Annotated in this window: 23 protein-coding genes; 14 read left to right on the top strand and 9 right to left on the bottom strand. The window is 43.8% G+C overall.

Translation table 11 applies throughout. From position 1 onward, the window contains the following. Positions 1-3 precede the first annotated feature (3 nt). Both F988_RS11065 and F988_RS11060 read left to right on the top strand, forming a co-directional pair. On the top strand, positions 4-414 hold the full coding sequence (locus F988_RS11065; RefSeq protein ID WP_004675682.1) for a hypothetical protein: 411 nt from the start codon (positions 4-6) through the stop codon (positions 412-414). 5 nt (positions 415-419) lie between these two features. Continuing rightward, on the top strand, positions 420-845 hold the full coding sequence (locus F988_RS11060) for a YqaA family protein (RefSeq protein ID WP_004683042.1): 426 nt from the start codon (positions 420-422) through the stop codon (positions 843-845). 34 nt (positions 846-879) lie between these two features. Here F988_RS11060 and F988_RS11055 read toward each other — a convergent pair whose 3' ends face one another. Beyond that, complete coding sequence (locus tag F988_RS11055) at positions 880-2,133, bottom strand: MFS transporter (RefSeq protein WP_004683041.1); 1,254 nt, start codon at positions 2,131-2,133, stop codon at positions 880-882. Between the two features lie 236 nt (positions 2,134-2,369). Here F988_RS11055 and rpmI point away from each other — a divergent pair, with 236 nt between their 5' ends. Next, entirely contained in the window at positions 2,370-2,564 is a 195-nt protein-coding gene (gene rpmI / locus F988_RS11050; protein WP_004637967.1) for a 50S ribosomal protein L35, read from the top strand. An 11-nt stretch (positions 2,565-2,575) separates the two neighbouring features. Beyond that, a complete protein-coding gene (gene rplT, locus F988_RS11045; RefSeq protein ID WP_004675688.1) occupies positions 2,576-2,935 on the top strand; it encodes a 50S ribosomal protein L20 in 360 nt (119 codons plus the stop codon). A gap of 51 nt (positions 2,936-2,986) precedes the next feature. On the opposite strand, the gene F988_RS11040 is transcribed toward rplT, so the two are convergent. After that, on the bottom strand, positions 2,987-3,985 hold the full coding sequence (locus F988_RS11040) for a hypothetical protein (protein WP_004683038.1): 999 nt from the start codon (positions 3,983-3,985) through the stop codon (positions 2,987-2,989). 231 nt (positions 3,986-4,216) lie between these two features. On the opposite strand from F988_RS11040, the gene pheS reads away from it, so the two are divergent. Genes pheS through F988_RS11025 form a run of 3 tightly spaced genes read left to right on the top strand, consistent with a single transcriptional unit; the run spans position 4,217 to position 7,905 of the window. Next, entirely contained in the window at positions 4,217-5,197 is a 981-nt protein-coding gene (gene pheS, locus F988_RS11035; RefSeq protein ID WP_004675691.1) for a phenylalanine--tRNA ligase subunit alpha, read from the top strand. A gap of 33 nt (positions 5,198-5,230) precedes the next feature. Continuing rightward, positions 5,231-7,612, top strand: coding sequence for a phenylalanine--tRNA ligase subunit beta (pheT, locus tag F988_RS11030; protein ID WP_004683037.1), 2,382 nt, complete (start codon positions 5,231-5,233; stop codon positions 7,610-7,612). Next, positions 7,609-7,905, top strand: a complete 297-nt coding sequence (locus F988_RS11025) for an integration host factor subunit alpha (RefSeq protein WP_004664224.1) — start codon at positions 7,609-7,611, stop codon at positions 7,903-7,905. Before pheT ends, F988_RS11025 begins: the two co-directional genes overlap by 4 nt. Positions 7,906-8,008: 103 nt before the next feature. Here the strand turns inward: F988_RS11025 and F988_RS11020 are convergent, their stop codons facing one another. The 3 genes from F988_RS11020 to trxA form a co-directional block, all read right to left on the bottom strand. After that, the gene (locus F988_RS11020; protein WP_004683035.1) at positions 8,009-8,281 is read right to left on the bottom strand and encodes a hypothetical protein; all 273 of its coding nucleotides are present in this window, start codon (positions 8,279-8,281) and stop codon (positions 8,009-8,011) included. A 395-nt stretch (positions 8,282-8,676) separates the two neighbouring features. Further along, on the bottom strand, positions 8,677-9,945 hold the full coding sequence (gene rho, locus F988_RS11015) for a transcription termination factor Rho (protein WP_004675700.1): 1,269 nt from the start codon (positions 9,943-9,945) through the stop codon (positions 8,677-8,679). 329 nt (positions 9,946-10,274) lie between these two features. Then, positions 10,275-10,601 carry a thioredoxin gene (gene trxA / locus F988_RS11010; protein WP_004675702.1) on the bottom strand — a complete coding sequence of 109 codons (327 nt, stop codon included), beginning with the start codon at positions 10,599-10,601 and terminating at the stop codon, positions 10,275-10,277. Between the two features lie 273 nt (positions 10,602-10,874). Here trxA and ppx point away from each other — a divergent pair, with 273 nt between their 5' ends. The 5 genes from ppx to F988_RS10985 are packed head-to-tail and all read left to right on the top strand — an operon-like array spanning position 10,875 to position 16,005. Further along, positions 10,875-12,395 carry an exopolyphosphatase gene (gene ppx / locus F988_RS11005; RefSeq protein WP_004683034.1) on the top strand — a complete coding sequence of 507 codons (1,521 nt, stop codon included), beginning with the start codon at positions 10,875-10,877 and terminating at the stop codon, positions 12,393-12,395. Between the two features lie 28 nt (positions 12,396-12,423). After that, positions 12,424-13,248, top strand: coding sequence for an acetyl-CoA carboxylase carboxyltransferase subunit alpha (locus tag F988_RS11000; RefSeq protein WP_004683033.1), 825 nt, complete (start codon positions 12,424-12,426; stop codon positions 13,246-13,248). Further along, positions 13,185-14,576 (top strand): tRNA lysidine(34) synthetase TilS, encoded by a 1,392-nt coding sequence (tilS, locus tag F988_RS10995; RefSeq protein ID WP_081407149.1) that lies wholly within the window; start codon positions 13,185-13,187, stop codon positions 14,574-14,576. Before F988_RS11000 ends, tilS begins: the two co-directional genes overlap by 64 nt. 3 nt (positions 14,577-14,579) lie before the next feature. Beyond that, positions 14,580-15,419, top strand: coding sequence for a pyrroline-5-carboxylate reductase (proC, locus tag F988_RS10990; RefSeq protein WP_004683030.1), 840 nt, complete (start codon positions 14,580-14,582; stop codon positions 15,417-15,419). Positions 15,420-15,435: 16 nt separating this feature from the next. Beyond that, on the top strand, positions 15,436-16,005 hold the full coding sequence (locus tag F988_RS10985) for a YggT family protein (RefSeq protein WP_004683029.1): 570 nt from the start codon (positions 15,436-15,438) through the stop codon (positions 16,003-16,005). A 41-nt stretch (positions 16,006-16,046) separates the two neighbouring features. Here the strand turns inward: F988_RS10985 and F988_RS10980 are convergent, their stop codons facing one another. Next, positions 16,047-17,177, bottom strand: a complete 1,131-nt coding sequence (locus F988_RS10980; RefSeq protein WP_004683027.1) for an acyltransferase family protein — start codon at positions 17,175-17,177, stop codon at positions 16,047-16,049. Between the two features lie 120 nt (positions 17,178-17,297). Beyond that, positions 17,298-20,078, bottom strand: a complete 2,781-nt coding sequence (polA, locus tag F988_RS10975) for a DNA polymerase I (protein ID WP_004683025.1) — start codon at positions 20,076-20,078, stop codon at positions 17,298-17,300. Between the two features lie 188 nt (positions 20,079-20,266). Between polA and F988_RS10970 the strand changes: the two genes are divergently transcribed. After that, positions 20,267-23,122 (top strand): DUF2339 domain-containing protein, encoded by a 2,856-nt coding sequence (locus F988_RS10970; RefSeq protein WP_004683024.1) that lies wholly within the window; start codon positions 20,267-20,269, stop codon positions 23,120-23,122. On the opposite strand, the gene F988_RS10965 is transcribed toward F988_RS10970, so the two are convergent. Beyond that, positions 23,123-24,052 (bottom strand): mechanosensitive ion channel family protein, encoded by a 930-nt coding sequence (locus F988_RS10965; RefSeq protein ID WP_004683023.1) that lies wholly within the window; start codon positions 24,050-24,052, stop codon positions 23,123-23,125. A gap of 9 nt (positions 24,053-24,061) precedes the next feature. Further along, positions 24,062-24,898, bottom strand: coding sequence for a hypothetical protein (locus F988_RS10960; protein ID WP_004683021.1), 837 nt, complete (start codon positions 24,896-24,898; stop codon positions 24,062-24,064). 93 nt (positions 24,899-24,991) lie between these two features. Here F988_RS10960 and gspE point away from each other — a divergent pair, with 93 nt between their 5' ends. Further along, positions 24,992-26,482, top strand: a complete 1,491-nt coding sequence (gene gspE / locus F988_RS10955) for a type II secretion system ATPase GspE (protein WP_004675720.1) — start codon at positions 24,992-24,994, stop codon at positions 26,480-26,482. Positions 26,483-26,497: the final 15 nt, after the last annotated feature.

The raw sequence follows: 26,497 nt of genomic DNA, 5'->3' as shown, positions 1-26,497 counted from the left end.
GATATGCATATGACTCAAAATCGTTATTGGATACATTGGTGGGTTGCGATGGGATTGTTGTTTGTGACAGCAATTTTATGTGGAATGATGCAAAATTTGTGGGGCTACGATGTTAGTGGTCAGTTGTTTTTTATCTTTATCAGTGTCGTTGGATTGTTCTTTTCATCAGTCTTTGCCTGGCTACAGCTTGAGACAAAAAACTCATATCTGACTACATTTATTTTTGTCGGATGTTTAAGTATTTATCTGATGCTATTGTCCTATCTTTATCATGATTTACCACGAGGAGAGGGTGTTGAGTTTAGCTTGTTTCAGAAACTCATAGATTCTGACCTTACCTTTTGGTGCGGATTTTTACTCCCATTCATTTTTTCATTATTTAACTATGCTGTGTTACGTCCTACAAAGTTTTAAGTTAAATGTCGTATTTTCTATTATTTATCTCTGCTTTTGGGGCTGCCACTTTACTTCCCTTGCAGTCCGAAGCCGTGTTTATGACACTGTTGGTACAGGGATTGTCCAACCCTTTCTATCTTTTATTGGTGGCAACATTGGGCAATGTGCTGGGTTCATGTGTGAACTGGTGGTTAGGAGTGAAAATTGAACATTTTAAAGATAAAAAATGGTTTCCTGTTTCTGGACGGCGTTTAGAGCAGGCACAACAGATTTATCATCAATATGGTTTTTATTCACTTCTACTGAGTTGGACACCTGTGATTGGTGATCCAATTACCTTGATTGCAGGATTGATGAAAGAAAACTTTTGGCGATTCCTGTTCATTGTGACGATTGCCAAAGGTGGGCGTTATTTAACATTGTATGTGTTATATCTTGGAGTTTTTTGAAAAAAGGGAAAGTTTCACTTTCCCTAAAACACCTTTAATGATCAGTACCTTTAGTAATATCGACTTTAAATAAATCGCTGGTTTTAAACCAGCAATAGGTCACAACCGCAAGCGTCATACAGCCACCAAAAATGGTTGCAGTGATTGTTCCGAGGTATTTGGCTGCCAGACCTGATTCAAAAGCCCCGAGTTCATTACTCGATGAAACGAACATTCCATTTACCGCAGCCACTCGACCGCGCATATTTTCAGGCGGGAAAATTTGTAGCACAGTTTGACGAACAACAACCGAAATACTATCACAGGCACCCGTCATTGCGAGAGCAAACAGGGATAGCCACATATTGTTTGAAAAGGCGAACAGAATGGTAAAAATACCAAAGCCAGCGACAGCCAATAACATATTCCGCCAAGCATGGTGCATTGGCGGGAACTTGGTCAGTACAATCATGGTTATCAGGGCACCGATAGAGGGGGCTGCTCTTAAATAGCCTAAGCCCTCAGGGCCTACTTTTAGAATTTCTTCAGCAAAGATCGGCAGTAGGGCAATCACACCACCAAATAATACTGATACCAGATCAAGTGAAATTGCCCACAAAACAATTTTGGTTTTCCAAATAAAGCGAAAACCATCGGTCAGGCTTTGTAAGACATTCTCAGTTTCCATTTTTGGGAATGTTCGTTTCTGTAAGCAATTAATCAAAATAAAGCAGATTGCCAATAATGTTGATACTGCAAAAAGGCTCGTTTCGCGTCCCAGAAATGCCAACATAAAGCCACCCAACATTGGCCCGATAATGACACCACTTTGCCAGCCAATCGTGGTCCATGTCGCACCATTGGCATAAAGCTCACGGGGAATTAAAAAGGGTTTGAGTGAGGTTGCTGATGGATTGTAAAAACCCCGAATAGTACCTAAGGCAAATATGACAGCATAAATGCCCCAAGAAAGTGTGCTAATACCAATTTTTTCTAAGCCATGGAAATGGAATAAGCCCCAAAGAACCAAAGGTAAAGGAATGGAAAAGAATAAACAGACCTTCATAATGCTTTGTTTATTCAGTTTATCTGCAAAATAACCACCCCATAAAGAAAGCGTGATAAATGGGATTGCTTCAGCCAGACCAATAAAACCTAAGGTTAGGGGATCACGAGTGATTTGATAGAGTGAATAAGCAACAATAATTTCCTGAATTAAAATTGCCAGTGTTAAGCAAAATTGATTCAAGGTCACAATAGAGAAATCTCGATACCGTAACGCGACGAATGCATCATTCTGAATATTCATAAGAATAAAGATTTAATAATTTGATTCTATTATAGGCGCTGATTTTGTGGATTTTTCTCATAATTTGAGAATTAGTTATGGAAAATAACGTTTGGAAAAAATGGATAAGGTATTATCAAAAAATAAGCATTTTGCTTTTGTTTTATGCGCAGATGCTATATGATATTGCACTCCTTACCTGCAGGTCGATTTGCAATAGTGCAAACGAGCCGAACAGGTGCCCAAAAGAGGTTACTATGGCTAAGTTAAAAACTCGCCGTGGTGCAGCTAAACGCTTTAAAGCGACTGCAAACGGTTTCAAGCGCAAACAAGCATTCAAGCGCCACATTTTGACCAAAAAATCTGCTAAGCGTATCCGTCAATTGCGCGGTTGTGTAATGGTTCACGTAAGTGACGTTGCATCAGTTCGTGCTATGTGCCCATACATCTAAGGAGATTATAAATGGCTCGTGTAAAACGTGGTGTACAGGCTCATCGCCGTCACAAAAAAATTCTTGCTCGCGCTAAAGGTTACTATGGTGCTCGTTCACGCGTTTATCGCGTAGCGTTCCAGGCGGTAATCAAAGCTGGCCAATACGCTTACCGTGACCGCCGTCAAAAGAAACGTCAATTCCGTGCTTTATGGATTGCGCGTATCAATGCTGGTGCTCGTCTTAACGGTTTGTCTTACAGCCGTATGATCGATGGTTTGAAAAAAGCTCAAGTGATCATCGACCGTCGCGTATTAGCTGACATCGCTATGCATGATGCGGTTGCATTTGCTGCTTTGGCTGAAAAAGCCAAAGGTGCATTAGCTGCATAAGCTTAGAGATTCAAAGAAGACCGCTTTTTAGCGGTCTTTTTTATGGGGAATTTACAGCCCAAAATAATACGCACAGATACAGATAATCACCGTGAGAATAATCAATTTAATCACACCAGATGTTCCAACCTTATGCTGGTGAGCCTGATTAAAATGCTGTGATGTTTCCATAGTTCTGTCGATGATTTCAGGTTCAGCAGTGATCTGTGCAGTTTGGTAATGGTTAGCTGTTTTGACAATCAGCTTGGCAAATAAGTCATCGGTTTTCTGGGCAAAGTTGCGTAAATTGATCTGCTCCTCAGGGTCAATCAGCTCACCTGAATCATGATAGGGATGGCGTCTTTTTTCTTCCAGATAGTCGGCTAAGGCCTGAGTGCGATGTAATAAACAATGGGCACAATCCGCTGGATAATCTGTTGGAATCAATGCAAGCTGCTGGCTTGAAAGATGGGTGGGATCAACCTTATAGCCATAAAATGGAAAGTCTTGCTGTTCTGGTTCAGGGAAATGCGGGGCATATTTACTGTCAAAAAGCTCACGTTCCAGAAAAACTACGACATTATTCCAGTTTACATTTTGTAAATCAGCATTTATTTTTTTGACAAGTTTGTCATTCAGTTCATAACCCCAAAAGGTTTGCTGTCCCAGTGTGATTTTCTGTGAAACAGGCACTTCAAACGCATTGTCACTGTTATACCATTCAGCCAGTTCCTGTCCACAAATCCATGCAGTTTTTTTATTGGCTTGATGGCTAACCATAAAGTGTGCAAAGGGAAGTAGCTCAACATTCGGGTTTGGGTTTTGCTCTTCATTCAATAAAGTGGATAAGTGTAGACTGAGTTTGGTAACGCCCTGTTTTTTCAGTCCCTCCAGCCAAATCTGGAAGTGCTGTGCCAGTAAACGTTGTGATAACAGGTCACGGAAAGTCAGGCACTGGTGATCAAAAATAGGATGTTCGACCCAACGGCTAAAATTGAGATTTCCTGCAAGAAATTCATTGCCATAAGTCACTAGGGTAAGCTGTTGTTTCCAAATTTGATCAAGCGCCATCGTTATTCTTTCTCATTGACGATATTGGTATCTTATACATTTTATTCAATTGTTGAGTAATTTTTCGGAAATTTTAGTTGATCTGCTTAGGTATCTTGTTGTTTTATTTTTGCATCTATATTTTCAAAAGTACGCTGTTTAAACCGCTGTTTATTTTCATCAAACTGGTAAAAAGCTGATAAACTATAGCGTTTTATTATATTTCTATATTTTGTTGCTTTGAGAGTTACTATGTCACTGGAAGCCCTGACCACTGAAGCGCTTGCTGCCATTGCAGCGGCTCAAGACCTTGCTGCACTCGATCAAGTTCGTGTGCAATTTACAGGGAAGAAAAGCCAGCTCGCAGAACAGTCGAAAGCACTTGGAAAAATGGATCCTGAAGAGCGAAAAGTACAAGGTGCTGCGATTCATGCTGTGCGTGAAGCGATCAATGTAGCTTTGACTGAGCGTCAACAGACATTACAACAAGCTGAACTTGCAAAAAAATTAGCAAGTGAAACCATTGATATTACTTTACCGGGCCGCGGGCAGCGCATGGGAAGTATTCATCCTGTTACTCAAGTACAAGAGCGTATTTGCCAGTTCTTTACCAAGGCGGGTTTCCAGATCGCTTATGGTCCTGAAGTTGAAGATGATTATCACAACTTTGAAGCCTTAAATATTCCAGGACATCACCCAGCCCGTGCCATGCACGACACGTTCTACTTTGATGCAACGCATTTACTGCGTACCCATACTTCGGGCGTGCAAATTCGAACTATGGAAACCAGTCAGCCGCCAATTCGTATCGTGTGTCCTGGTCGTGTATATCGTTGTGACTCGGATCAAACCCATTCGCCAATGTTCCATCAGATCGAAGGTCTGTACGTTGCTGAAAATACCAGCTTTGCTGAGTTAAAAGGTTTATTGATTAACCTACTCAATGAGTTCTTTGAAAAAGATTTAAAAGTACGTTTCCGTCCATCTTACTTTCCATTTACAGAGCCAAGTGCAGAAGTGGATATCATGGATGAGCGTGGTCGTTGGTTAGAAGTTTTAGGCTGTGGCATGGTGCATCCAAATGTATTGCGTGCTGCAGGAATTGATCCTGATCAATACAAAGGCTTTGCCTTTGGTCTAGGGGTAGAGCGTTTTGCAATGTTGCGTTATGGCATCAATGATTTGCGTATGTTCTACCAAAATGACGTGCGTTTCTTACGCCAATTTGCCTAAACAGTTTTTCAGGATTAAAGAAGGTTTATACAAATGAAAATTAGTGAAAATTGGTTGCGCAGCTGGGTGAATCCAGCCATTGATAGCAATAGATTGTCTGATCAATTGACCATGTTAGGTTTGGAAGTTGATGAGTTAGTGCCTGTTGCAAAACCGTTTACTGGTGTGGTTGTTGGTGAAGTCCTTACGGTTGAACAACATCCAGATGCAGACCGTTTACGTGTGACAACCGTGAACATTGGTTCAGGTGAACCATTGCAGATTGTCTGTGGTGCGCCAAATGTCCGTGTGGGCATGAAAGCACCTGTTGCAACGATCGGTGCAGTATTACCAGGCGATTTTAAAATTAAAAAAGGCAAGCTGCGTGGTGTTGAATCACAAGGGATGCTCTGTGGTGCTTCTGAAATTGATTTAGAAGACAAAATTGATGGTTTGTTGGAGTTACCTGCTGATGCACCAGTGGGAATCAATATTCGTGAATATTTAAAACTTGATGACAATGTGATTGACATCAGTATCACGCCAAACCGTGGTGACTGCTTTAGTATTCGTGGGATTGCCCGTGAAATCGCAGTCATTAACCAGCTTGAAGTGAATGAGCCGAAGATTCAGGCAATTGCAGCAAATATTTCTGATGAGAAAGTGGTCAACATCAGCACAGAAGGTACGCCACGTTATTTAGGTCGTATCATTAAAAATGTCAATGTTAAGGCGGCTACACCTGATTGGATGGAGCAGGCACTGGCACGTTCAGGCATCCGTACCCATAGTATTTTAGTGGATATTACCAACTATGTATTACTTGAGTTGGGCCAGCCAATGCATGCCTTTGACCTGGCAAAAATCGAGGGTTCAATTCAAGTTCGCCAAGCACAACCGCAAGAAAAATTAACATTGTTGAATGATCAAGAAGTTGAATTGCAAGAAGACATCATGATCATTGCAGATGATCAGAAAGCATTGGCAATTGCAGGAATCATGGGTGGTTTGGATTCATCAGTGACCGATGAGACACAAGACATCTTCCTTGAAAGTGCATTCTTTGCGCCTTTAGCCATTGCTGGTCGCGCTCGTCGTTTCGGTTTACATACCGATTCATCACAGCGTTATGAGCGTGGTGTCGATTTTGAACTGCCAATGATTGCCATGCACCGTGCTTCTGAATTGATTCAAGCCTTTGCTGGTGGTGAGTTTGGCCCAATTACAGTGGTTGAACAAACGAGCTTATTGCCAAAACGTGAAGCAATTGTATTGAAACAGGCACAGGTTGATCAGTTACTTGGATATCAAGTGGTGGGTGATTTTATTGCCGATGCGTTAGCACGTTTGGGCTGTGTGGTGGAAACTAAAGCCGAAGGTGAGTGGAGCGTAGTTCCACCATCACATCGCTATGATATGGCTATTTATCAGGACCTGATTGAAGAGGTTGCACGTATCCACGGCTATGACAACATTCAGGTCAGCTTGCCAAAAATTGATGTGAAACTAGAGAAATATCAAGACCGTTTTGAAATTGCTCAACTGCGCCAGACCATTGCAACTTTGGGGTATCAAGAGGCGATTAGCTTTAGCTTTGCCGATGCAAAGCTTGAAAAGCAACTGAATCCAAATGTACAGCCATTAATGCTTACCAACCCAATTTCCAGTGATTTGGCGGCAATGCGTAGTACTCTATTATCCAGCTTGATTCCTTGTGTCCAGTACAATCTAAACCGTCAACAGCAGCGTATTCGTTTCTTTGAACTGGGCTTGCGTTTTGATTATCAGGATGCGCAAAGTATTCATGACCTGAAACAGGTTCCGACTCTGGCCGTGATTGCTGTGGGGTCGCGTACACCTGAATCCTGGCATGCAAAGCCACAGGCAATGGATTTCTTCGATTTCAAGGGAGAGGTGGAAGAAATTCTGGCTGCTGGACGTGTAAAGGCGGAGTTTGTCCGTACTGAACGTGCATGGTTACATCCTGGGCAGTCTGCTGAAATTATGGTAAATGGACAGTCGATTGGTTATTTAGGCCGTTTGCACCCCTCACTAGAAAATGAGCTGGATTTAAGCACAACATGGGTGGCAGAACTAGATCAGCAGGCGGTTTTGCAATCTTATGTATCTAATTTTACAGAATTATCACGTTTTCCATCGGTTAGACGTGATATTGCGCTTTTAATCTCTGATAATATTGAGGTTAGAGATATTCAGCGGTTAATTGAGCAAACAGGTGGGGATCTACTCGACTCAACATGGTTGTTCGATGTGTATACGGGGCAAGGGGTTGAACAAGGCAAACGTTCTCTGGCATTTGCATTGTTGTGGCAACATCCAGCGCGTACGCTTGAAGATGCTGAAATTAAATCTGGTATGGATAATATTATTCAAGTGTTGGAAGACACTTACCAAGCGACATTGAGGGCCTCATGACAGCATTAACAAAAGCAGAGATGGCGGACCATTTAAGTGAGCTTACGAGTTTAAATCGCCGTGAAGCAAAACAGATGGTCGAGTTATTTTTTGACGAAATCAGCCAGGCATTGATTGCGGGTGAGCAAGTCAAACTTTCAGGTTTCGGTAATTTTGAGTTGCGTGACAAGCGCGAACGTCCTGGACGTAATCCAAAAACAGGTGAGGAAATTCCGATTTCTGCCCGTCGAGTGGTTACGTTTAGGGCGGGCCAGAAATTTAGACAGCGTGTTGGAAATGAGCAGATCGATTGATCTGCTTTTTTATGTTCTTATTTTTAATTTTTGAACTTAATAAAAATGAGGCATAAAAAAAGAGAACCAAACGGTTCTCTTTTTTGAATAATCTAAAAGTAGATTATTGTGCAGCAGAAGCTTCAGTAACAACAACGTCAGAAGCAACAACAGTTGCATCAGCAGCAGCGTTAGTCGCTTCAGCAGCAGCGTCAGTCGCTTCAGCAGCAGCGTCAGTTGCTTCAGTAGCAGCGTCAGTTGCTTCAGTAGCAGCTTCTACAGCTTCAGAAGCAGCAGCAGTAGCGTCAGCAGCAGGAGCTTCTTCTTTCTTAGAGCAACCAACGAAAGCTAAAGTAGTGGCAATAGCAGCAGCAACAGCAAATTTCTTGAATAACATGGCATCACTCTCATAAAATTGTGAGATTAAAAAAAACCTGGGTTAGTCTGTATGTGCTTTTATTATTCCTAAACGCTTTAGGTAACAACGCAGGGAGCAGCCTAACTGGTCTGCTGCTATCCTATCAAAGCAAATCATGAATTACTACAGCCCTGTCCAACAAAACGACAAAAAATGACAAAAATTGGCTAATTTTTGATAGAAAATAACTATGGAAAAGTAATTTTAAATCGGATATTTGTTGTTTTAGGTCTTTAAATTTTATTCATTGTTTTAAAAAACAATAAGTTAAATTTTATGTGGGATTTTTAAATAATGTGTAAATAATATGTAACGGTGTCAACCGAATTAAAAAAGCCACCATAAAAGGTGGCTTTTTTAATGAGGTACCGTGGTTAGTTTGCCGCTTTACGCTTCATCTGGTCGAAGAAATCATCATTGGTCTTGGTTTCTTTCATACGATCCAGTAAGAATTCCATTGCCGCCAGCTCATCCATAGGATGGAGGAGTTTGCGCAGAATCCAGACCTTGCGTAGATTATCTTCATCCATGAGGCGTTCTTCACGGCGGGTGCCTGATTTCTTGATGTTCATGGCAGGGAACACGCGTTTCTCGGCAATACGGCGATCCAGTGTAATTTCCTGGTTGCCTGTACCCTTAAACTCTTCATAGATGACATCATCCATTTTACTGCCTGTTTCAATCAGGGCAGTTGAGATGATGGTCAATGAGCCACCTTCTTCAATATTACGTGCCGCACCAAAGAAACGTTTCGGACGTTCAAGGGCATGGGCATCCACACCACCTGTAAGTACCTTGCCTGATGATGGAATCACGGTGTTGTAGGCACGTGCAAGACGGGTAATGGAGTCAAGCAGAATCACAACATCTTTCTTGTGCTCAACCAGACGTTTGGCTTTCTCAATCACCATTTCAGCAACCTGAACGTGGCGGGCAGGCGCTTCATCAAAGGTTGATGCAACCACTTCACCACGAACAGTACGTTCCATCTCAGTAACTTCTTCAGGACGTTCGTCAATTAAAAGTACAATCAAAAATACTTCAGGGTTGTTGCGTACAATCGACTGGGCGATATTTTGCAACAACATGGTTTTACCCGCTTTCGGTGGTGCCACAATAATTGAACGCTGACCTTTACCAATCGGTGCAACCAGATCAACCACACGTGCGGTTAGGTCTTCAGTTGTGCCATTGCCAAGTTCCATCACCAGCTGTTCTGTTGGGAACAATGGCGTCAGGTTTTCAAATAAAATTTTATTACGTGAGTTTTCAGGCGTGTCATAGTTGATTTGATTCACTTTTAACAGTGCAAAATAACGCTCACCCTCTTTTGGTGGACGAATTGTACCTGTAATGGTGTCACCTGTACGCAGGTTGAAACGGCGAATCTGGGATGGGCTGACATAAATGTCATCTGGTCCTGCCAAATATGAACCAGCAGCCGATCGTAGGAAACCAAAACCATCAGAGAGAATTTCGAGAACACCATCACCAAAGATTTCTTCGCCATTCATGGCATGGCGCTTTAAAATGGCAAAAATAATATCTTGTTTACGGTTACGTGCCATGCCTTCAAGGCCCATAAAATCCGCAATCTTAATGAGTTCGCCAATGGGTTTTTTCTTGAGTTCAGTTAAGTTCATAAGTGGTCAGACAGAATGGAATAAGTGGAGGATAATGTTGGGAAAAGAATAAAAAATCGACCGCATACATAGACGCTGATGTAATTGTAGATACACAACCACGATTCAGTAGCTTAGTTCATTGTTTCAGAGAGAAATGTGAAAACAATTGTTTATTGCCGAGCGGCGATCTTATGTTTTGTGTTTTGTAAGAAGCGTAATGAAGTAGATACCATTCAGGGCTTCTTGATCCAGTAATATAAGGGAAATCAGGGAATTTGTCAATTTTTACGAAGAAATACACTATCTGTAATAGTGTATTTCTTTTAATTGGCAGCTACATCCAGCAATTAGATGTTCTGATCAATAAATGCTGCAAGTTTTGAACGCGGCGCTGCGCCAACCTGTTGTGCCACAACTTCACCATTTTTAAACATCAATAATGCTGGAATATTACGGATGTTGTATTTCACAGCAGTGTCTTCACATGCAGTCACGTCAACCTTAACGATTTTCACCTTGCCTGCATATTCATTTGACAAGTCTTCAAGTACAGGTGCAATGGCTTTACAAGGCGCACACCAGCCAGCCCAGAAGTCAACGAGTACAGGAGTTTCAGCATCTAAAACATCTGCTTGGAAGTTTTCATCAGTTGTATTAACAATAGTCGCAGACATGAGGTTGCTCCAAATTTAAGGAATAAAGTGCGAATTTGATCATCATCACGATGAATATTACATTGCTACTTTACTCAATGTAAGGGTTTGTTCTGATTATTCAAGTTTGAAAATAAAAAGTCTAATGGATGCTCACGATGTTGACCATCGACTTATACAATCATTTACTTGATAAAAGTGAAAATACGCGAATTTTATTGCTGAAAATGACTTTAAAATTATTGGCGTGTGAATTACTCTAATGCCTGAATGGTGTATGGGTTTATATAAATAATGTCTGATTTTCTGATTGATGAAGAATTACTTGCCGCGATTGACATGGGTTCAAATAGTTTCCATTTGGCAATCGCTCGTGTTGATCATGGTGAAGTGAAAAAAGTTGCTTCAATGTCAGAAAAAGTACAATTAGCAGCTGGGCTGGATGAAAATAAAAATTTAACTGAAGCTGCGCAACAGCGTGGACTAGCCTGTTTGGCTCGTTTTGTAGGGCGTTTAAGTTCTGTGCCACCCAACCGTTTAAGAATTGTGGCGACCAATGCGCTGAGACAGGCAAAAAATGGCCATGAGTTTATCCAGAAAGCTGCGGAAATCTTGCCAAAACCCATTGAAATCATTGCAGGCCGTGAAGAGGCCCGCCTGATTTATCTTGGTGTCTCACATACCATGGCCAATGGCGGACGACGTTTGGTGGTCGATATTGGTGGTGGTTCAACCGAATTTATTATTGGTGAGGAGTTCGAGCCACTACACACTGAATCTTTGCAAATGGGCTGTGTGGCTTATAGTAAGGCATATTTCCCTGATGGTGAGATTTCCACCAAGGCCTTTGATAAGGCGGTAGTTGCGGCACGCAAGGAAATGTCTGCGATAGCCAATACCTATAAGACTGAAGGCTGGGATACGGTGGTTGGTTCGAGTGGAACCATCAAGGCATGCCGTCAGATTGCAGTCAATTTGGGGCTGAGTGATGAACAGGAAAACCTAACACATGAAGGACTTTCTAAGCTAAAGGATCGCCTGCTTAAATTTAAGCATGTTTCTGAAATTGATTTTGAAGGACTGCGTGAAGACCGCCGAGCAGTTTTGCCAGCAGGTATGGCAATTTTGTATGCAATTTTTGACGTTTTGAATATTGATAAGTTGGCATATTCCGATGGTGCATTGCGTGAAGGCGTGATGTATGACCTGTTGGGTCGTTTCAAGCATGAAGACATTCGTGACCGCAGTGTACAGGCCTTGATGGGGCGCTATAACGCCGATCCAAAGCAGGCTGAACGTGTGGTGAATACTGCCCAGCAATTGTTTGATGGTGTGGCTGGAGCGTTGCATTTAACCACAGAAGACAGTGACTTACTGCGTCGTGCCGCCTATTTACATGAAATTGGTTTGGCGATTAGCCATGGTGGCTATCATCGTCATGGTGCCTATTTGTTGCAGCATTCAGATATTCCAGGCTTCTCACAGATTGATCAAAACCATCTTTCACATTTGGTTTCGCACCATCGGCGTAAACTGCGTGCCGATGCCAAGAATGATGTGTTAAAGGTGGGCGGCAGTCATTTACTTTATCTTTGCCTGTTGCTTCGCCTCGCAGTTTTGCTGAACCATAGTCGCAGTGATCAGATGCTTCCTGCCATTGAACTGAGTGTGGTAAATGATCAACAATGGCAACTCAGCGTTTCTGGCGATGCTAAACAATGGCCTTTACTGGTTGCAGACCTGCATGATGAGCAGGTGCAATTCAAGCATTGGGACATTGAGTTAAATATTCAGTCAGACAAATTTATTGATTAACCATATTGTTATGGATCATTTTTGATTTATGAAAAATAAAGCGACTCAGTCCAAGGCGTGGGCTACGGTTCAAATTGCACGACATCCTGAGCGTCCGCAATTTCTCGATTATGTCAGTGAAATCTTTACTGAGTTTGATGCACTGCATGGCGACCGTTTATATGGTGACGATGGTGCCATGATTGGTGGCTTGGCACGTTTTGACGGACAGCCTGTCATGGTGGTGGGGCAGCATCGTGGTCGTGGCACCCGTGAAAAGCTACAGCACAACTTTGGGATGTGTAACCCTGAAGGCTATCGTAAGTCACAACGTTTACTGGACATGGCTGAACGTTTTAATCTTCCAGTATTCACTTTTGTTGATACCATGGGTGCCTATCCAGGGGTGGGTGCGGAAGAACGAGGTCAGGCGGAGGCAATTGCCACCAGTCTGGCACAACTTTCCAGCTTGAAAGTACCTGTGATTGCTACTGTGCTTGGTGAAGGCGGTTCTGGTGGTGCGCTGGGTATCGGGGTGGCGGACCGCGTGATTATGCTCTCACACAGTATTTACTCGGTGATCTCACCTGAAGGCTGTGCCTCCATTCTATGGAAAACAGCAGATAAAGCGGCTCAAGCCAGTGAAGCACTCGCATTAACTGCCGACAAGCTGAAAGCTTTAGGTATTGTTGAATATGTCGTGGATGAGGGCGACGGGGCACATTTGCAGCCTGAAAAAGTCATGCATGACTTAAAAGATGTGTTAAAACAAGTTCTGGATGAACTGCAACCGATGGATGCTCAAGCAAGATGCGACGCACGTTATCAACGTTTAATGAAGTTTGGCAGCAGCAATTTAGGCATCGCATCCTAACGCAAGTCCAGTATTTTTCTGAATCCACCCAATTCCTGCTTGGGTGTAGCGGCGGCATGGATTCCATGCTGTTGTTGCATCTGATGTCTGAAATTTTTCCAAGCAGAACCCGTGCAATTTATATTGATCATCAACTACAGCAGATGAGTACGGAATGGGGAACGCTGGTACAAAAACAAGCTGAAGTACTGAAAGTTCCCTGCATCATTCAAAAGGTGAAGGTTGAAGCAGGCAATCTGGAACAGCAAGCGCGGCAGGCGCGTTATCAGGCCTATCAACAGCATTTGCAAAGTCATGAAGTTTTAGTTCTGGCTCATCATCAGCAAGATCAGGCTGAAACTGTGTTATTGCGTTTATTTTCTGGCGCTGGAGTAAATGGACTGGCTGCAATGCGGCAAATCGATAAACGCAATAATATGACCATCTGGCGACCATTTTTGGACTTAAGTCGTGCGCACATTGAGCAATGGTCACAGCAACTGGGTTTTGATTATGTGACTGATCCAACCAATCATGATACCCATTATGATCGGGCATGGTGTCGGGAAGTGCTATGGGATGTTATACAAACTCGCTTCCCAAAAATGCAGGGTGCTGTGGCACGCACCAGTTATCTGATGCAGGATACAGCAGAGATATTGGAGAATGTATTACAAAAGGATTGGCAATACTGCGCCACAGATAATGAAATCGACTTACTTGCGCTTTCTCAATTTTCAGCAGCTCGGCAACGTCAATTACTCTCAGCCTGGGTAAAGGGAGATGATCAGTATCGTCCAAGCTACGATATGGTACAGCGCCTACAGCAAGAGGTGATTCTGGCGAAACCTGATGCACAGGCGACTTTACATATCAACCAGCATTATTATGTTCGCTATCAGAAAAAACTATATCGTTTAACACATGATATATTATATGCGGAAAAGCAATCATCCATTGCAAATGTGTCGTCACAGTATTATGAAATAGGTCAATTTATACAGGTTGCAGCGGGAAAATTCAGGATTGAATCGCAGACGATCGGGCTTTCTCCAAAACTGCTGGGTCGAGAGTTGCGCTTAATCAAGCGGCAGGGTGGCGAGAAAATCCATCTTTATGGGCGGGTTGGGCATTGGCCACTGAAAAAAGCCATTCAGGAAGCACAGATTTTGCCTTGGTTACGTCATACAATTCAAATATTAGTCGTGGATAATGTTATGCTTGGGGTTTTTAGCCCAAAGGGTTTTTGGTTGGCGCACTCTGACTATGTAGAGCATGGCGGTTGGCAACCAGTTTTAATTTCTGACTGTGGTGATTTTTCTCAGCAGTCTTTTTCACATGACGAGTAGGATATGGCGACAGCATTGAATCAAAATATTTGTTTTATTGGTGGTGGCAACATGGCGCAAGCCTTGATTGGTGGGCTGCTTTCCCGCGGTTTACCAACAACACGCATTACGGTTTCTGACCCCGTAGAACAGATTCGTCATGTACTGGAAGAAAAAGGCATTCAAACTACAGCAGATAATCTTGAAGCCATTAAAAATGCGGATGTGGTGGTGTTGGCGGTGAAACCGCAGGTATTGGCAACGGTATTACAACCATTAAAAGGTTTATTGTCGGATAAACTCGTGATTTCAATTATTGCGGGTGCTGAAATTCAAACGATTTCAGATTTAATTGGCGGCAGCCAGCGTATTGTGCGTGTGATGCCAAATACACCTGCGTTGGTGCAGACAGGGGCGCATGGCATTTATGCATCTGAAGCGGTTGGTAAACAGGACCGTGAACTGACCAGCCAGATTCTTGCAGCGACAGGTCTCACCATCTGGTTGGATAATGAGGCGCAAATTGATGCGGTAACCGCCGTATCTGGTTCTGGTCCTGCGTATTTTTTCTATTTAATGGAAAGCATGATCCGTGCAGGCAAGAATCTCGGTCTGGAGGAGAAAGTGGCGACAGCATTGACGTTGCAAACAGCATTGGGTGCAGCCCAAATGGCAATTACCAGCTCCAACTCACCATCAGAATTGCGTAAAAACGTCACCTCTCCAAATGGCACAACCCAGGCGGCTTTGGAAGTGTTTGACCGTGCGCAGATTTCACAAAATATTCAGGCAGCGCTTGCAGCAGCTCAGAAGCGTAGCCAAGAGCTCGCACAAGAGTTGAGTGACAAGACTAAATCGGTTTAAGTAGGATAAGACAATTATGGGTGCAAGTTCTGCGCTAATTTTTGGTGTTTTGATCAATGTTGCAATTTTATTGGTCTTCTTCCGTTTTTTAATGCAATTGGCGGCAGTCAGTCCATACAATCCTGTAGTGCTTTCAACTGTGAAAGCCACCAAGATTGTGGATGTTTTTAGCCGTATTTTTCCAACGGTGAGCAAGGGTCGTGTCAATCTGGCTGCGGTTGCCTTGCTGGTGGTGCTGTATTTACTGAAAATCTTTGGCCTGATGTATTTGTCTGGACAGATGCCGCATAGTGCCGTGTATCTGGTGATCACGACTTTTGTGACCATGATTCAGGACTTGATCCGTTTCTGCCGCTACCTTATTTTTGCAACCATCATTTTAAGCTGGGTGGTGATGTTTACGCAGACACGTTCACCTTATATTGAAGTGATTCAGGAACTTGCTGAGCCATTGCTTGCACCTTTCCGCCGTTTGTTGCCGAATATGGGGATGATTGACCTGTCGCCAATTTTGGCATTCTTGGCTTTATATATTGCTGAGATCTTAATGAATGAAGCGGCTAAAGTGTTATTAACAGGTCTTTAAGCAAACTGGATTCAATAAAAAATGGGCGAGATGCCCATTTTTTATTTTCTGATGAAACGTTGTCGTATTTTTTGATTCAGTGGATTGGAAAAGTAACGGGCAATGACTGCACCTAGTCCAATCGCAAGTACAAGATAAATCACCAGTAGTACAAGCTTAATATTACCCTGAGTCAATGCGGGCGTATAAAAAAGCTTAAAAAAGCCCAGGATAATCAAGTGGAATAGGTAAATTTCATAGCTATTTTTACCGATATTTTGTAGGAATTTAAAGCGGTCAACCTGAACTTTGGCTTGTTCGTTTGCCACATTTGCCAGAATCACAATTGCAGTACCCAAAGCAAATAGGCTAATTCCCCAAACACAGCTTTCCTTAATCGGCGCAGAAAAATAGATCAGCAGCATCGTACCGATCGCAGCAAATTTAAGGAACGACCATGTGTTTTGATGGAGTTTAAGCTGTGGTGCAATCAATGCCGCAAGGCAGCCAAAGGCAATTCCATCAAAACTGGAAAAATAGTGATACAGATAGGCACCACTTTCCTCACCATAATGTAAATACCTAAAATAAGGACAAAACAGAATCAGGGCGACACAGGCAATCAAAAAAAGAGATTGTCTTTTGAGGAAGAGGGCGGCTAGTGGAAAAAGTAGGTAAAAGACTTCTTCAACGGATAACGACCACAGCACGCCCAGCACATAGTTGACCCAGCCATTTTCGATAATCAGGATATTCATCCAAAAAGTGAGAGCAGCCAAATTTACTGTTGACTGTGCCACCACGATGCCATTAGGTGCCTGGGTCATAAATGGTTTGAGTTCGAATGCGCCTAAAAGATTAACCAAACAGACCAGTAAAATCATAGTGGGCATGATTCGGGCAAATCGTGAGATGTAGAAATCCCGCATATTGATCTGGCTTAGGGTGCCCCAGCGTTTGATAGTATGTGAAGTAATCAGATAGCCTGAGATGACAAAGAACATCGTTACCCCATAGTTACCATTTCTGGCGAATAGGGTGGTGATGTCTTCACCAAAAATCTGGAAATTGATCGAGGTGTCAAACAGTTTGTAAGGGATGTTAAAATGATGCAGCAAGACCAGAAAAATTGAAATAAAGCGTAAAGAATCAATGGAATGATAACGGTTAAATTGAACCTGATTAAACGACATATTGCATTCCTTTCTCCTGTTATGGTTAGTTGTTATAATGGATCGTTTATTGTAATCTCCCTTGCAGCATTAAAAGTATGCTTGTCTGCAAGGGAAAATTTATTGAAGAATGATTACATATTAATGGGCAGCATCCCAGTTCAGTCCCTGTCCGACCTCAACCACCAATGGAACTGAAATCTGAACAACGGACTGCATGACATCCGTAATCTGTCTGGATAGCTCCTCAGCAATTGATTCATCTGCTTCAAATACCAGTTCATCGTGTACCTGCAATAAAAGCTTGGCCTGATCTTTTGGCAGGATTTTATCAACCTCAATCATGGCAATCTTAATGATATCGGCCGCGCTTCCCTGTAATGGTGCGTTAATCGCGGCACGTTCAGCCGCCTTGCGTACCATCATATTTCGTGCATCAATATCTGGTGTATATAAACGGCGCCCCAGTATTGTCTCAACAAAACCCTGTTCCAGTGCAAGCTGACGTGTACGCTGCATATATTCATAAATACCAGGATAGCGGTGGAAATATTGCTTGATATAGTTCTGTGATTCTTCACGGGTAAAGCCCAATTGACGAATCAAGCCAAACTCCGACATGCCATAGAGCAGGCCGAAATTGACGGCCTTGGCCTGGCGACGCTGGTCATTGGTCACATCTTCAATGGCAATGCTCAGTACTTCAGACGCGGTACGGCGGTGTACATCCTGTCCATGCTGGAACGCATGAACCAGTGCATCATCCTGGGAGAAATGTGCCATCAGGCGCAGTTCAATTTGTGAATAGTCGGCTGCCAGCAGTACACGCCCCTCAGGTGCAATAAATGCCTTGCGAATCTGACGGCCAATTTGAGTACGAATTGGAATGTTTTGCAGGTTTGGGTCAGTGGATGACAGGCGGCCTGTCGCGGTCAAGGCCTGATGATAGCTGGTATGCACACGATGTGTCGTATCATGTGACTGTTCAACCAGACGGTCAGTATAGGTGTTTTTAAGCTTTGCCAGTCCACGGTGTTCCAGAATCACTTCGGCTAGCGGATGCTCAATTTTTTCCAGCACACTTTCACTGGTGCTGTATTGTCCAGTTGCTGTTTTCTTGCCGCCTTTGATGCCCAGTTTGTCAAATAACACTTCACCGACTTGTTTAGGTGAGGCGATATTAAATGCCTCACCTGCCAGTTCGGTGGCCTGATTTTCCAGAGTCTGCATGGTTTCAGAAAATTCAACACTGAGCTGGTCAAGGAAAGCATGATCCAGCTTGATTCCATCTTCTTCCATGCCCGTCAATACCCGAGCAACAGGCATCTCAATGTTATGCAGGATATTGACCAGTTCAGGCAAAGGCTGGAGCTTTGCTGACAGCACCTCATACAGCCGATAGGTGACATGCGCATCTTCAGCGGCATAATGTGCCGCAACCTCAAGCTCAATCTGGTTAAAGGTTTTCTGTTTGGCACCCTTACCAGCGATTTGCTCGAAAGTGGTGGTGAGATGGCTGAGATACACCCGTGCCACATCATCCATACCATGACGTGTTGCCGCTGCATTCAGGACATAAGACGCCAGCATAGTATCGAAATACCAGCCCTGAATGATGATGCCGTGATTGGCAAAGATGTGTGCATCGTATTTTAAATGATGACCGATTTTCCTGATGTTTTCATTTTCAAGAATCGGTTTGATCTGTGCCAAAACAGCTTCACGATTAAGCTGTTCAGGTGCATTTTCATAGTCATGTGCCAATGGAATGTAATAGGCATCGTTTGCGTCAAAGGCGACAGAAAATCCAACCAGCTCTGCAATACGATAGTCCAGACTGGTGGTTTCTGTATCAATGGCAAAGTGATCGGCCTCCTGCATCCGTTGTAACAGGCTGTCCCAATCCTCCTGTTTCAGTACCGTATGATAGCTGGCTGTGCCAAGCTGGTCATCCTGACTGGAAAGGTTGGCATGGTCTTCTGCAATACCATCCTGTGCTACTGTGGATTCAGTGTTTTGCGCAGCTTTCACAATGTTCTGTGAAGTCTGTTGATAGGCAGAGCCATTTGGATTGTTCGGATGATCTAAAGACTGTAACTGGTTACGGAATTCCAGTTCAGTGTAAAGGTCACGCAGATGGTCCACGTTTGGATTGCAGAGCTTGAGTTCATGCCAGTCCAGATTAAGCTCAAGGTCACAGACAATGCTGGCAAGCTGATGGTCAATCTTGATGTTGTCCAGATTGTCCTTGATATTTTGACTGATTTTACCCTTGAGCTGGTCTACATTGGCAATGATATTGTTCAGTGAACCGTATTCATTTAGCAGTTTGGCAGCCGTTTTCGCCCCCACGCCTGGAACGCCCATGATGCCATCAGAGGCATCGCCCATAAGGGTGAGATAGTCAATAATCTGGTGCGGGTGCACGCCAAACTTCTCATATACGCCAGCCTCATCCAGCACGCGGTCCTTGAAGCTGTCTTCCAGTTTGACATGCTCATTGACCAGTTGCGCCATATCCTTGTCGCCTGTTGAGATCAGCACATGGTGACCCTCAAGCACCGCACGTTTTGCCAGCGTTCCAATAATGTCATCCGCTTCTGCACCTGGCAGGCTGTACAATGGAATACCCTGTGCTTTGATTAAGGCATGCAAATACGGAATCTGTTGTGACAATTCCTCTGGCATGCTTGGACGATCACCTTTGTAAATCGGTGATAATTTATGACGAAATGTTGGCTCTGGCGTGTCAAAGATCACCGCCATATGGGTGGGCTGGGTACGGCGCATCAGCTTCTGGATCGCCGAAATGGCACCACGGATTGCATTGGTATGCAGACCAGTCGATGTTGTGAGTGGAGGTAAGGCGTGAAAAGCACGAAATAGAAAATAAGACCCGTCAACCAGGACAAAAGGTGGCATTGCACAAATCCTTATTATGAACTGGCAGCTATTTTACGTGAAAAAGTGGTGGCTGTCCCTGTTGTCGTGTTGAGCAGAGACGATCTATGTCGTTTTAAAAATTGCAGTATTTTGTATGTAAAAATAGCGGCCTATCCAATGATCAAGTAAGATAGCTTCAATGAAGCTGTGATAATTGATATAAACCCATGTATAAAAAAGATAAACAGGGAATGGTCATTGTTCTGGTTGCCTTGACTATATTGCTCGTCAGTGCAATCGCATTTCAATGGCAGGGGACGATTATTGCCGCCGCAATAGGACTAACTGTTGTTATTGTACACATCCTTTCCGAGATTCATCAGCGTTTGCTTCAGCTTGAGCAGGCGGCACCCAGCTATTTTGCCCAGTCTGCTGGTATTGGAATGCAACGCATCGTGATTTATAGCGCGGCGCTGGTTGCGCTTTTTGCCTATGCAAATACATGGATGTGGCTGGCAGGTGGTGCGTTGCTGGTGCTTATGCTCTGCCTGATTCAAACCATCAGCGCCTTTCAAACACGGTTGCTTCATCTGGAACAATATACAAATGCCGATTCAAAAGCAGAAGCTTTAGGTAATATTCAAAATATTGAGATCGACCACACCACACCAACAACTACACCAAGTTTTGAAGCCCAGCATCCAGCGTGGATGCAGGCCAATGTCGCAGCAACTCCAAATATGGATATTCACGATTCCATATCCCCCAACAATCCACCCATAGCGAAAGAACAGGCTTGGTGGCAACCTGCATTCGACTGGATGATACATGGTAATCCAATCCTGCGTGTTGCTGTGGCCGTGTTGATGGTGGGTGTAGTGTTGCTACTGCGTTTTGCCAGTGAACATTGGCAATTGAGTCTGGGTGTCAAACTGGGATTTATTGCCAGTGCGGGTGTTATCACCACCATTGCTGGCTATTGGCTGCAAAAGAAAAACCAGTTGTTTGCAGTTGCCTTGCAAGGTGTGGGTTTAGCCGTTGTCTTTTTAACCCTGATTTTCTCACATCATTTTGCTGTCATAGGCAGTTTAACCACAGCCAGTATTCTGTTTGTCATTTTACTGTTGGTGACGGTTTATCTTAGCTTAAAGCAACAAGCCTTGTATTTGGCAATGCTGGCCTTGAGCATGGCCTATCTTGCGCCATTGGTAATTCCACAAAATCATCCTGATGTGATTTTCCTGTTTGCTTATTACTTGTTAATTAATTTAGCTGTTGCAGCGGTTAATTTTATTCAACCCTGGAAAATCCTGCATCAAATCGCTTTTTTTGCCACCATGTTTATTGGTGGGGCAGTGATTGGAATTTATGCCAAGACGCAGCAATTTGCTACACTGGACTGGATTTTATGGTTGCATATCGCGCTGTTTATCTGGCTCAGTGTCCGTTATAGCCAGTTAATGTTGCGGGTTAAAAACCATGACCTAAATTTAAATCAGGACACAGGGCAGAAAACCCAGCGCTTACAACCCATTCTGGATGTGGGGCTGATTTTTAGTGTGCCTGTACTGGGCTTTTCACTGCATGCCTACCTGATGCATAACTCCACCCAGGCCATGACCTTGGGGGCAGTTGCCTTGGCAATTGTCTATATTTCATTAAATCTGTGGATTAAACGGCAGCATCCACAACTTTCCATCTTGGCAAAAAGCTTCTTTATCCTTGCTGTAGTTTTTGTCGCACTGATTTTCCCATTGGCAAAAGGTGCACACTGGATTTCCACAGGCTGGGTGATACAGGGAACCGCATTAATCGTTTGGGGTGTAACCGAGCGCTATCGTTTGAGCCGTTATATTGGTGTGATCTTGGTATTGTTCAGTTCAGTGGCACTGATTTTTCAGATTTGGTCAAATGATCATTTTCCAATACTCAGTACGGTGATTTATGCTTTAGCACAATTTATTTCAGCATTTTATTTATTGCATTACCAAGAAGTTGAAAAGTATTTTAGCGCACGTATGCTTAGCGGGATTTTCCTTGCGCTTGGCCTGTATGCAGGTGCAGTTGCGGGCGTTGAGTTGATGCAGTGGCAGCAATATGGACTGAGTCCTTATCTTGCGATTGGAACGGTTTTGATGGCTGGTTTTAGCCTTGCTGTTCATTTAAAATCACAATTGCAGTGGGGAAATGTGCAACTGATTTTATTGGGTGGTCTGCTGTTCCTGCTCTATGGGGAAAGTTTCGCGGCAAATGTGTATTCGGTCTGGCATTGGCCGAGTGGTTTAAGCCAGTTCAGCTTTGCCGTAGCTTCGGTTGTATTGGCGATCATGCTGATAACCTTAAAACTCACTTCTTCAAAAGCATATCTGGCGATTTGGTCTACATTGCTTTGGTTGAGTCTGGCAAGTGTTGGTTTAGCTATTTTCCCTATGATGCCAATCCTTGCCCTTGCAATAATCCCTATTATCTACGGTGCTTGGCTGTTTCAAACGAATAGGACACAGTTACTACATCAGCTTCCCGTCTGGTGCCTGACCCTGTTGTGGCTAGTGCTGGTCAACCTTGATGCCTATTCTGCTGAGCAATATTATTTTTTACCGTTGCTGAACTTCACGGATATTCTATCCTTGCTGATGTTCGTTGGTATGATCTGGATTATTTATCATCATGATTTTACCACCGAGCAGTCTGTCGAGTGGGGCTTTAAAGTCACCACTATTTTAATTGGTTTATTGGTGTTGAGCAGCGTGGTGGTGCGTGCCATGCATCATTATCTGGGTACGCCATTGTGGGGATTGGACATTTGGTCAAATGGTGATGTGCAGCTCAGCCTGACTTTATTATGGGTGATTCTGGCATTTATCCTGATGACTTTTTCCAGTCGCCGTCATATCCGCCAAATCTGGTTTGTGGGTGCTGCGTTGTTGGGCATTGTGGTGGCTAAATTATTACTGCTGGACTTATCGCAAAGCGGCACATTGACGCGCGTGATTTCATTTATCGGTTCGGGTGCGGTCATGCTGGTGATTGCCTATCTCGCACCTTTGCCACCTGCGTTTGAGGAAAGTCAGAAAGAGGGCTAATCAACTCTCTTTCTGCTCTTTTTTAAGTTCTTTCTGATGGGCATATTGATCAATCTCATCATCCTCAAGTGGGATGGGGCGGTCAATCAAGCCCATTTTCGGTACAGGGATTTCGATCTGATTTTCCACAAAGCCATTTCGTACCCGTTCCTGCATCTCATCGCGAACCTTTAGGGCATTTTCCTGACGGCACCAGACAGAAAACAGCAATTCAATTGAGGATTCCCGAAATGCGGTTACGGTCACGGTTGCCTTTGGATCATCCATCACCAAAGGATATTTGGCTGCGACATCCAGCAATACCTGCCTTACCTTAATGATGTCCTCATGGAAATTAATCGCCAACGTGATGGGAATCCGCCGTATGGGATATTTGGACAGGTTCATCACAGGTGTTCGAATCAGTTGCTCATTGGGTAGGCGAATATAGACATTATCTAGTGTGAGCAGTTTCACAGACAGCAGGTCAATTGAAATCACCTGTCCCTCAATGGTCTGCCCACGAATCAGGGTAATCTGAATGGTATCGCCCACCTCAAAAGAACCTTCACCAATCAGGAACAAACCACTGATCAGGTTAGTGGCAGAGGTTTGTGAGGCAAAACCTAAAGCCACCGTTAAAATCCCCGCTGCACCCAGGAAAACGCTGAGTTTAAAACCTGCTTCCCTTAAGCTGGTCATAATAAACAGCAGGAAAATAAAATAAAAAATCCCCCTGCGCCACAATAAACGCTGATGCGCATTTAAACGACTGCCAATGGTGCGGATAAAGGTGTTTGAAACAAGACGTGCGATCAGGAAACCAATAAAGCACAAGATAATGGCAACCAGAATTTCGCTCAGCCGATCAAGATTAATACCTGTGAATATACTTTTCAGGGTGTCGGTCAGGTTATTTGCCACATCTTTGGGAATGCTGGTTTCTGCCATAAAAACCTCTTAAAAGAATGAATCGAACATATTGAACAAGGTGCTGCCAGGTGCCCGTGGTGGGTGGACATAAATGACCTCGCCTGCCTGAGTTGGTGTTTTGTTTTCAATGCGGATACGTGCTGGATGTTCCGCACCCTCATAATGGACCTTGATTTGTGAGGTCCATAAACGTCCTGTACTTTCGCTATAGAACAGAGGAAGCGCGGGCACGGGCACATTCATACGGTCAAAACGCAGTTGATGCTGGCTGGTGTTATGAAACTCAATCGGGGTGACGGCACGGAATGCACGTGGTTTGAGCAGATTTAAGTCAGTGCGCCCATCCACCGAGGTGGCATAACAAATTTCACCATGCTGGGGGTCTTTTCCAAACCAGGTATCTTTCGGCTGGATGATGGGAATATCAAATAAAGGTTCAGTCAATCCCCCAACCAAGCCTGCAATCCATAAGGGCGTACTGATATAAAGTGTTCCGCGTTGACCTGCTGGGATATAAATTGGGTCTACAGGCTTGATTACCACCGAACGATCTGCCAAACGGGGCATTAAGTGAAATGTACTTTGGGTATTATGGAACATATAACGTTCGATCTTTGCAGGCTGTGGCATTGCAAACTCAGTATCGCTCAGCATTTTCCATTGTTGTTCATAATCGTGCTGATATTGAGGGCGATGATATTCCAAACGCCATTCCTTAATGCCACGGGTCAGGCGAAATAACAGTGAACCGAATTGCCAGGCCTTGGCCTGCTGAATTTCAAATTGTTGTTCTCCCCACCATTTCAAAATGTTGGCATGAGGCGGCTGAAATTGCTGCTTTTGATATGAATTATTTTGAGACAAGATGTAAAATTCCTGTGTGAGTATGCTAAACAGACTTCACGCTGTAACTCGCTTAGAGTACACTCAAGCATCTTTTTTATCATTATTTGTATGATGCAAATACTTAAACAAATACAAATTCCTTATAGTTTTGCCAAAAGACATGGCGTTTTGTTACGTTACGAGGGCGATCAGGCATTTATTGTGCGACGGAAAGACACCGCACGGATTGCCTTGCAGGAAGCGCGTCGAATTTTGGGGAAATCTGCCCACGATCAATTGTGTAGCGATCAGGAATTTCATGCTTTGCTCAGCTCCAGCTATGCGGGTGACACGGGTGAGTCGCAACAGGTTGCGGCGGGTCTGGAAGACCATCCTGATTTACTCAGCCTTGCCGATCAAGTACCTGAAGCCGAAGACTTAATGGATCAGGAAGATGATGCGCCGATTGTTCGCCTGATTAATGCGTTATTGTCAGAAGCGATTCGTGTCAGTGCATCTGATATTCATATCGAGGCCTTTGAGAAGAAACTTTCAGTACGTTTGAGGGTTGATGGGCAACTACGTGAAATCGTACAGCCACGCCGTGAACTTGCGCCGTTGTTAGTGTCACGTATTAAAGTCATGGCAAAACTGGATATTGCAGAAAAACGTATTCCTCAGGATGGCCGTATTTCACTGCGTTTGGCGGGCCGTGAGGTCGATGTGCGTGTCTCGACATTACCGTCCTCTCACGGTGAACGTGTGGTAATGCGTTTGCTGGATAAGCAGGCTGGACGTTTGAACATGACCCATTTGGGTTTAATGCAAAATGACTATGAGCGTCTGACCCAACTGGTACATCGTCCGCATGGCATTATTCTGGTGACGGGGCCGACAGGTTCGGGTAAAACCACAACCTTGTATGCTGCATTGTCTGATCTTAATGACAATACACGTAATATTTTGACCGCCGAAGATCCGATTGAATACCAGCTTGAAGGGATTGGGCAGACACAAGTCAATACTAAAGTAGATATGACCTTTGCCCGTGCCTTGAAAGCCATGCTGCGTCAAGACCCTGATGTGGTAATGGTGGGGGAGATCCGTGACCTTGAGACGGCTGAAATTGCGGTACAGGCATCACTGACAGGTCACTTGGTACTCTCCACACTACATACCAATACCGCTATTGGTGCAGTAACACGCTTAAAAGATATGGGGATTGAACCATTCTTGCTGGCGAGCTCCCTGATTGGTGTGATTGCACAGCGTTTAGTTCGAACCCTATGCCCGCATTGCGTAACCTGGCGTAAGGCCGATGATTTTGAACGACAGGTTTTTCAGCATTTAAATGTGGATCAACACATGGAATTGCCTGAACCTAAAGGGTGTGAGCAATGCTCTCATGTTGGCTTTAGTGGCCGAACTGCAATCTATGAAATTGTCCCTGTGGATGAATCTTTGCGTCGTTTGGTTCATGGCAATGCGGCTGAATATGAACTGGAAAACCATGCGCGCCGTTACGCAGGTTCAATTCGTGATGATGGCTTAAGAAAAGTCTTGGCTGGTAAAACCACTCTGGAAGAAGTGTTGAGAGTGACCAATCAAAGTGAAGAGGTTTAGGAATAGGTCGTAGAC

The sequence above is a fragment of the Acinetobacter parvus DSM 16617 = CIP 108168 genome (genome assembly GCF_000368025.1).
Lineage (GTDB): Bacteria > Pseudomonadota > Gammaproteobacteria > Pseudomonadales > Moraxellaceae > Acinetobacter > Acinetobacter parvus.
The sequence above is the reverse complement of the archived record's forward strand: the minus strand, read 5'-3'. Positions and strand labels throughout refer to the sequence as shown.